This is a genomic window from Pseudoalteromonas sp. SG45-3 (genome assembly GCF_014164075.1).
Lineage (GTDB): Bacteria > Pseudomonadota > Gammaproteobacteria > Enterobacterales > Alteromonadaceae > Pseudoalteromonas > Pseudoalteromonas distincta.
The window spans coordinates 1-2,004 of sequence record NZ_JACJEN010000046.1 but is presented as its reverse complement, the minus strand read 5'-3'; the positions used below and the strand labels follow the sequence as shown (position 1 = coordinate 2,004).

Here is a 2,004-nt window from a genome sequence, read left to right as displayed (position 1 = left end):
CAGGTTGTATGATAGAAATAAGTTATAAAAAATTTCATGATTTCATAACCTGCGATGCACCAACAGTGGAGGTTTTTCAGGAAGAAGATACCGAAAATTCTGAGTGATTTAGCAACCCATAAATTACGTTATGTTAAATTGAGAAGGTTTTAATAAAGCGAGCATGATTTTACAAACCAGCTCGCTTTTAGGAGAGTAATTTGGTGGTTAATTAAGCTCTGAATCTACCCAAAACTTAGTTCCTTTTAATACAGCTTGTAGTGCAAGGCCATTTTCGGTTACAGAATATACAGTAACTTGATCTGCAATTGCTTCAGCAACCAGTGCACCGCCTTTATCTTCATATTTTGCTGCCGCATCAGCGTTTCCGCCAAATGCCCAACCATGTTCAATAAATCTATTTAATGCAGCTTGGTTATGAAAAACCATTACAACATTAAAATCTTTTACACCTAAGCCAAGCCCTAAACCGGCTTCGCCCATATTCATGTAAGTCGATTTACCCGTAAGATTATTTTTAACTACGCCGTAACCGCCACCAAAACTAGCTAAAACAACATTTACGTTAGCGTTATCAAAAACGGCGAAACCAGCAGAATTAGCAATTTGTTTTTTAACATCAGGTTTTTCAGCGTATAATTTATCTAACGTGTTTGCTTTCATACTTTGTACAAGTGAACGTTTTTCGCTTGGTGATGCGCTACCCGTAGTCGCACAACCAGTTAACGCAACAGTTAAAGCAAGTACGCTTAGTATAATTAGTTTTTTCATAACTTTTCCTTAATAAGATATAGCAACCAACAACCATAGAATAATTACAGTGTTAAAATAATTAGAGCTTTACTATGTCCAATACTAGACATTGTTTATGGTGATTACTGTGTACTAATTTTTTAATCTAATTATAACAATAAGTTATGTTGAGAATTAAAGTACATGTTGTGTAATTTAATTTCCTTGATCTATGTACTTATTTTACATTGATAATAATGAACAACAGCCAAACGGATTCAAAATTTTAAAGCCAATAATGGGAACTTAGTTAAAAATCGGTAAATATTGTAATTTATTAAAATATTAGCTAAAAGTTGAATGTACTCCCCTATTTGAGGTAAGTGTACTGCCCCACTCTGATTAAGTCATGCAATGTTGAATGAAATCTTGTGAAGCAGCTAGTTCACGATATATAACTACCTGCCGATGGTTGTATCCTAAATAGGTTTCCAGATCCTTACATTGCTCATTAATTTTATCCCCTATTCTTACTTTAAGATAATGTGATTTGGGTAAGTCATCTATAAACAAATTTAAAAATAACTGTGAGCCTTTATCATCAACAAATTTATCTGATTTTTTTCTATTACAATCACTACAACATGGAAATAAGTTTTTAGGGTGAACAGAATACTCTGGGAATTCCGTCTGACCTAGTACATGATCCATTGAGTCAACATCATTTATAGTGCAATTTTGACAAGTATTAAAAATATGTTCTCTATGATAAGGATGTTTAGTAAGAGTATTTTTTAATGCCTTAATTTTTTTATTTCTATAATTATATAAAGATTTTAAATTAGCTTTATCATTCTCACTCTATGGCATGCTCTGCATTAAAGCTAGCGAGTCCATATCAAATTGCATCATCGTAATCTTCAAAGTATTGTGATTGAGTATCAGAAATTACAGCAAGCTCTTCTTTAAGATCTGGATTTGCCTCTGTTTTCCTTTTAGACTTAACAATATCTTTGTAGAAAGAAAAAGAGTCTTCTTCATAAGCTCTAATTTTTATCATTATCAACGACAATGCACACAGAGCTTATTCTTGATGCGTTAGAGCAAGCTATTTGGCATCGTGGCAACCCCGAAGGGTTAATTCACTACAGCGACAGAGGCAGCCAATATTTGTCTATACGATACACTGAGCGACTTGCTGAAGCTGGAATTCAAGCGTCTGTAGGCAGTGTGGGTGACTCTTATGACAATGCATTGGCTGAAACAATAAAT

At 33.7% G+C, this 2,004-nt stretch carries 3 protein-coding genes and 1 pseudogene; 1 reads left to right on the top strand and 3 read right to left on the bottom strand.

The genetic code is table 11. The annotated features are described in order from the left end of the window. Positions 1 to 207: 207 nt before the first annotated feature. From H5126_RS21145 to H5126_RS21415, 3 genes are all read right to left on the bottom strand, one after another. Positions 208 to 771, bottom strand: coding sequence for a YSC84-related protein (locus H5126_RS21145; protein WP_024597891.1), 564 nt, complete (start codon positions 769 to 771; stop codon positions 208 to 210). 363 nt (positions 772 to 1,134) lie between these two features. Beyond that, positions 1,135 to 1,443, bottom strand: a complete 309-nt coding sequence (locus H5126_RS21420) for a hypothetical protein (protein ID WP_220491502.1) — start codon at positions 1,441 to 1,443, stop codon at positions 1,135 to 1,137. A gap of 187 nt (positions 1,444 to 1,630) precedes the next feature. After that, on the bottom strand, positions 1,631 to 1,804 hold the full coding sequence (locus tag H5126_RS21415; protein ID WP_220491501.1) for a hypothetical protein: 174 nt from the start codon (positions 1,802 to 1,804) through the stop codon (positions 1,631 to 1,633). On the opposite strand from H5126_RS21415, the pseudogene H5126_RS21135 reads away from it, so the two are divergent. Further along, positions 1,792 to 2,004: pseudogene (locus tag H5126_RS21135) on the top strand (DDE-type integrase/transposase/recombinase); the annotation flags it as partial. The gene H5126_RS21415 and the pseudogene H5126_RS21135 sit on opposite strands and share 13 nt — an antisense overlap.